The following is a 6181-nucleotide window of genomic DNA, read 5'->3' as shown; positions in this document are numbered from 1 at the left end:
ACTGGAGACGTTCATGCGGCGTAAGATAGCGGGCAAGCCAGGTCTGCCAGGCGCGCAGAAAAGCATAGCCCATCAGCAGTACTGGTCCCCATGGACCACCCACCACAAACCAGAACAGCGGCGCCAGGTAGTAACGGAAGTTAATCCACAGCAGCGCGTTTTGTAGCTCGCGCAGAAATTCGCGTTCATCGCAGTCCGGCGGTACGCCGTGGATCATCGTCAGCTCGCTCGCCATCGCGCCGCGCGCGTGGACATCATCCCGGGAAGCAGCTTTCAGATACGCGTGATAGTGCAAACGCACCTTGCCCGCGCCAATACACAACACGCCCAGCAGTATCCATACCACCAGCAGCGGCACGTTGAAAAAGAGGCCGTAAAGTGAGCGTAGCAACAGGAACGTAATCACCATCACACCTGCCATCATAAGCAGCGTGCGTAGCATGGAAAAATGCCTGATCCGGCGGAATAACACTTCCAGCCGATGATCCAGATGCCAGTGCTCGCCGAGCTTAAACAGGCGTTCGGCGATCATAACCAGCAGCATGGTAAACAACGTCATGTTATCTCCTTATCTGACGACGTGGTAAGCATGGCGTGAAACCGGGACCAGTCAAACGCCGGGCCGGGGTCGGTTTTTCTTTCGGGGGCGATGTCGCTGTGCCCCGTAATATTGTCTGCAATGGCGGGATAAAGCCCCACTAAAGTTTGCGTCACAGCAACCAGTTTCTGATATTGCGCATCGGTGTAAGGCGTGGTGTCCGTTCCTTCCAGTTCAATTCCAATGGAGAAATCATTGCACCGTTCGCGCCCCTGATACATCGACACGCCGGCATGCCAGGCTCGCTTATCAAAAGGAACATACTGAACCACTTCGCCATCACGGCGGATCAGGCAGTGCGCCGATACGCGCAAATGCGCAATCTCAGCAAAGTAAGGATGAGCATCGGGATCTATCGTTCCTGTGAATAACGCGTCGATCCACGGACCGCCAAACTCACCTGGCGGGAGACTTATGTTGTGAACCACCAGCAGTGTGGGCTTTTCATCCTCCGGGCGGCAATCGTGGTGCGGCGACGGTACATGTCGCGCGTCCACCAGCCATCCGTTTTCTAACAACATGCTGGAACTCCTTATCTATGGTGCTGTTACTCGGTTCAGAGTAGCATGTTTCAATATTATGATTCGTTACCAATTTGGAGTTTTATCATGCCGCCTCGCCGCTATAACCCCGACCACCGACGTGACGCGCTTCTGGAACGTATTAATAGTGATATCCCGGCAAGCGTTGCCCATGCCCTGAGAGAAGACCTCGGCGGTGACGTCAGCGCCGATAACGATATTACCGCCCAATTGTTGCCAAAAGAGACACGGTCGCACGCGGTAGTCATCACCCGCGAAGCGGGGGTTTTCTGCGGCAAACGCTGGGTTGAGGAGGTCTTTACCCAGCTGGCGGGTGACGAGGTGCAGGTAACATGGCACGTTGAGGACGGTGATGCGGTCACGGCAAATCAGCCACTGTTCGAGCTGGACGGCCCGTCCCGCGTCTTGCTGACCGGTGAACGCACCGCGCTCAATTTTGTGCAAACGCTCTCTGGCGTTGCCAGTGAAGTACGCCGCTACGTTGACCTGCTGGCAGGCACCCGCACGCAGCTACTGGATACCCGTAAAACCCTGCCGGGCCTGCGCACCGCGCTGAAATACGCCGTGCTCTGCGGTGGCGGCGCCAACCATCGTCTGGGGCTATCCGATGCCTTCCTGATCAAAGAGAACCACATTATTGCCTCTGGCTCGGTACGTCAGGCCGTGGAAAAAGCCTTCTGGCTGCATCCGGATGTGCCGGTCGAAGTGGAAGTGGAAACGCTGGATGAGCTGGACGAGGCCATTAAAGCGGGGGCTGACATCATCATGCTCGATAACTTCGACACGGAGCAGATGCGTGAAGCGGTCAAACGCACAAACGGCCAGGCGCAACTTGAGGTGTCCGGCAACGTGACGTTCGACACCCTCCGCGAATTTGCTGAAACCGGCGTCGATTATATCTCCGTTGGCGCCCTGACCAAGCACGTACGTGCCCTGGACCTCTCGATGCGCTTCAAATAACTGATCTTCCCCTCTCCGCCCGGAGAGGGGAAATACGAAACCGCTCGCAATTACGCTGTCCTTCTCTGCAACACTGAATCATTTCCCTGAAAGCCCTTTCACGTTCGCGCTTTTGCCCCTCGTTTCTGCGCGCCGGTACTGCCACAGTAGCGCCACTTAACGTAAGGAGCAGATATGAACAGACAACAAGGATTTACCCTGATTGAGTTAATGGTGGTCATTGGCATTATTGCCATCCTGAGCGCGATTGGCATCCCGGCTTATCAGAACTACCTGCGAAAAGCAGCGCTCACCGATATGCTGCAAACGTTCATTCCCTACCGCACCGCTATTGAGCTTTGCGCCCTGGATCGTGGTGGTGTGGATCGCTGCGACGCAGGAACCAATGGCATCCCCTCCCCGACTACCACGCGTTACGTTTCAGCGATGAGCGTGGCGAAGGGGGTCGTATCGTTAACAGGGCAGGAAAGCCTTAACGGACTTGAAGTGCTCATGACACCGATCTGGAGCGACGGTAACGGTATGACGGGCTGGACGCGTGCCTGCAACATTGCGTCCGACACGGCGCTCAGACAAGCCTGTGAAGATGTTTTCCGCTTCGACAACAACTGACAGGAGTCGACAATGAATACCGAACAGCTTATGACGCTCTGTCAGCGCCATCACGCACTGCTACTCGCAAGCGACACCGAGATGATCAGCATTGCGGTGGTGGGTAATCCTGCCTCTGAGCTGATGGAAGCGTTACGCTTCGCCACGCAGAAACGTATTGATATTGAGTGCTGGACGGCCGAACGGATGGAAAAACGGCTTCAGTCCCTCTCATCATCACACCTGCCGGGAATAGTGCCAAACTCAGCCGCTGACGTGCTCAGTACAACGTTGCAGCAGGCAGTGAACCAGCGGGCTTCTGACATCCATATTGAACCGACTGAGCACGGCTACCAGATCCGTTTGCGAATCGACGGTGTTCTCTACCCGCAACCGCCGGTTTCCGCCGCCCTCGGTACGACGCTTGCCGCACGCCTGAAGGTGCTGGGCCAACTGGATATTGCGGAGCGCCGCCTGCCGCAGGACGGTCAGTTTACGGTGGAGCTGGCAAGCGTCCCCGTCTCTTTTCGTATCGCAACCCTTCCCTGTAGCGGTGGAGAAAAAATCGTGCTTCGTCTGCTTCACCAGGTACAGCAGGCACTGGAGCTTGAACTGCTGGGGATGAGTGCAGACCAGCAGGTCCGTTTTGCCGGGGCGCTTAACAGCCCTCAGGGGTTGATTCTGGTCACCGGCCCGACCGGTAGCGGGAAAACGGTGACGCTGTACAGTGCGTTACAGGCGCGAAATACCCCTGACGTTAATATTTGCAGCGTGGAAGATCCCGTTGAAATCCCGCTTGCAGGCTTAAACCAGACGCAGATTAATCCGCGCGCGGGGCTGACCTTCCAGAGCGTGCTGCGTGCCCTGCTCAGGCAGGATCCTGACATCATTATGGTGGGTGAAATTCGTGACGGCGAAACGGCAGAAATTGCCATTAAGGCGGCGCAAACCGGGCATCTGGTGCTGTCCACCCTTCATACTAATTCGACGACTGAAACGCTGGTACGGTTGCAACAGATGGGCGTCGCGCGCTGGATGATCTCTTCGGCGCTCTCGATGGTGATTGCCCAGCGGCTGGTGCGTCGTTTATGCCCGTACTGCCGACAGGAAGCCAGCCGCCACACCGAATTACCTCGCACGCTGTGGCCCCGGCCGCTTCCTCGCTGGCAACCCACCGGTTGCGAACGCTGCTACCACGGTTTTTATGGTCGCGTAGCCATTTTTGAAGTGCTCGTCATCGACGACACGCTGCGGCAGGCCATCGCCAGCGGAGCAAGCACGGAGGTGATTGGTTCAAGCGCTCGTCAGGCGGGAATGACCTCTTTGTTTGAGCACGGCTGCATGACCGTAGAGCAAGGGCTGACTACGCTCGAAGAGCTGTTACGCGTCCTGGGAATGCCCGATGGCTGCTAATTCGCTCTGGCGCTGGCGTGCCCTGACCACCGAGGGGGAGGTGCAAACCGGCACCCTCTGGGCCATCGACCGTAACGCAGCTTACACGGCTCTGGTGCTTAAACAGCTGCACCCGCTGGCGCTAAAACGCTGCCAGCAGCGACACCGATGGCAGGTGCAACACTGCTACGATATTTTTCGCCAGCTCGCCACGCTGCTACAGGCCGGACTCACGCTGCCCCAAAGCCTGCACATGCTGGCGGAACAGCATCCTTTGAAGCACTGGCAGGCGCTGCTGCACAGTCTTGCTGATGACCTGAGCGAAGGTTGCGCCCTGTCAGAGGCCATGAAGAAATGGCCAGAGGTGTTTAGCCCCCTTTATGTCTCGATGGTGAAGACGGGTGAGCTGACGGGTAAGCTCGAAGCCTGCTGCCGTCAGCTTGCGCTGCAGCAAAAATCCCAGCAGCAGCTCAGTGCAAAGGTGAAGAAAGCGCTGCGCTATCCGCTGATCATCCTGACGCTGGCCGTTTTCGTGGTGCTGGCGATGGTCACGCTGGTGTTGCCTGAGTTTGCTGCAATCTACAAAACGTTCAACACCCCGCTCCCTTTGCTCACGCAGGCAGTCATGAGGCTGGCGGCCCTGGTTCAGGCGCATATGCTCACCCTTTTGGCCCTGCTCGTGGCAATGGTTGTCATCGCCTGTAAGCTGCGGCGGCATCCGCGCTGGCAGTACGTCCTGTTACATGTACCTGTGATGGGCACGCTGATGCGTGGGCAAAAACTGGGGCAAATTTTTACAGTGCTGTCATTAACCCAGCAGGCCGGGATTGCCTTTTTACAAGGAGTGGAGAGTGTGGAGGAGACCGTTGAGAGTGGCTACTGGCAGGAGAAACTCCGTGAGATACGCAGCGATATCGAACAGGGGATGCCCGTGTGGTCCTCCTTCCAGAAGGCCTCTGTTTTTACGCCACTGTGTATTCAGCTCATTCGCACCGGAGAAGTATCGGGTTCACTGGATGTGATGCTGATGAATCTGGCCCGCCATCATACGGAACAGACATTTCAGCAGGCAGACAATCTGGCGGCGCTTCTTGAGCCTTTGCTACTGGTCGTGACAGGTCTGATTATTGGCACGCTGGTGGTGGCGATGTATCTGCCAATTTTCCATCTGGGGGACGCAATGAGCGCGGGGTAATGCTGGCGCACGGACGCGCGCCAGCCGTAGCCGTCAGAGGCTATTAAATACGCGGTTTTCCTGCTCCTGAACGCGGATAAACGTCGTGCGTTTCGTCAGCTCTTTCAGGCGGGAAGCCCCCACGTAGGTGCAGGCAGAACGCAGACCGCCGAGGATATCGCGCGCCGTGTTTTCGACCGGGCCGCGCAGTGGCAGCTTAACGGTTTTGCCTTCCGCCGCACGGTATTTCGCGACACCACCCACGTGACGGGTCATCGCAGATTCAGAGCTCATTCCGTAGAACAGCATGAATTTCTCACCGTTCTCTTCCACCACGGTACCGCCGCTCTCTTCGTGGCCGGCCAGCATGCCACCGAGCATCACGAAGTCCGCGCCGCCGCCGAAGGCTTTCGCCACATCGCCTGGCATGGTGCAGCCACCGTCGCTGATGATCTGGCCGCCCAGACCGTGCGCGGCGTCAGCGCATTCAATTACCGCAGACAGCTGCGGATAACCCACACCGGTTTTCACGCGCGTGGTGCAAACGGAGCCCGGGCCAATGCCCACTTTCACAATGTCGGCCCCGGAGAGGATCAGCTCTTCACACATTTCACCGGTCACCACGTTGCCCGCGATGATGGTTTTGGTTGGCCAGGCTTCACGCGCCTTGCTGACAAACTGGACGAAATGCTCGGAATAACCATTTGCCACGTCAATGCAGACAAAATTCAGCGCCGGATTGGCGTTCAGGATCTGTTTGGTTTTCTCAAAATCTGCATCAGACGTACCGGTCGAGACCATCACATGCTTCACCACGTCAGCCGAGGCGGAGGCGACAAACGCATTCCACTCCTCAGGGCTGTAGTGTTTATGTACCGCAGTAAGGATGTCGAATTGCGCCAGCGCGGTCGCCATCTCGAAGGT

7 protein-coding genes are annotated in these 6181 nt (G+C 57.2%); 4 read left to right on the top strand and 3 right to left on the bottom strand.

Annotated features, from left to right (window positions below; all coding sequences use genetic code 11):
* Positions 1 to 559: beta-lactamase regulator AmpE (ampE, locus tag HP459_RS20475; protein WP_171936743.1), on the bottom strand; the 559-nt coding region annotated here is incomplete at its 3' end.
* The gene (gene ampD, locus HP459_RS20470) at positions 556 to 1119 is read right to left on the bottom strand and encodes a 1,6-anhydro-N-acetylmuramyl-L-alanine amidase AmpD (protein ID WP_022647059.1); all 564 of its coding nucleotides are present in this window, start codon (positions 1117 to 1119) and stop codon (positions 556 to 558) included. The genes ampD and ampE, both read right to left, overlap by 4 nt.
* 87 nt (positions 1120 to 1206) lie before the next feature.
* Between ampD and nadC the strand changes: the two genes are divergently transcribed.
* The 4 genes from nadC to hofC all read left to right on the top strand — a co-directional run bounded on the left by nadC (position 1207) and on the right by hofC (position 5278).
* Positions 1207 to 2100 (top strand): carboxylating nicotinate-nucleotide diphosphorylase, encoded by an 894-nt coding sequence (gene nadC, locus HP459_RS20465; RefSeq protein WP_022647058.1) that lies wholly within the window; start codon positions 1207 to 1209, stop codon positions 2098 to 2100.
* A 174-nt stretch (positions 2101 to 2274) separates the two neighbouring features.
* On the top strand, positions 2275 to 2712 hold the full coding sequence (gene ppdD / locus HP459_RS20460; protein ID WP_023299332.1) for a prepilin peptidase-dependent pilin: 438 nt from the start codon (positions 2275 to 2277) through the stop codon (positions 2710 to 2712).
* Positions 2713 to 2724: 12 nt separating this feature from the next.
* Complete coding sequence (gene gspE / locus HP459_RS20455) at positions 2725 to 4104, top strand: type II secretion system protein GspE (protein ID WP_171936742.1); 1380 nt, start codon at positions 2725 to 2727, stop codon at positions 4102 to 4104.
* A complete protein-coding gene (gene hofC / locus HP459_RS20450; protein WP_171936741.1) occupies positions 4094 to 5278 on the top strand; it encodes a protein transport protein HofC in 1185 nt (394 codons plus the stop codon). Before gspE ends, hofC begins: the two co-directional genes overlap by 11 nt.
* 33 nt (positions 5279 to 5311) lie before the next feature.
* Here the strand turns inward: hofC and HP459_RS20445 are convergent.
* A partial coding sequence (locus tag HP459_RS20445) for a GMP reductase (RefSeq protein WP_171936740.1) occupies positions 5312 to 6181 on the bottom strand: 870 nt, incomplete at its 5' end.

Origin of the sequence: Enterobacter sp. CM29, from assembly GCF_013179605.1 — a bacterium.
Lineage (GTDB): Bacteria > Pseudomonadota > Gammaproteobacteria > Enterobacterales > Enterobacteriaceae > Enterobacter > Enterobacter intestinihominis.
This window is presented reverse-complemented; position numbering and strand designations above follow the sequence as displayed.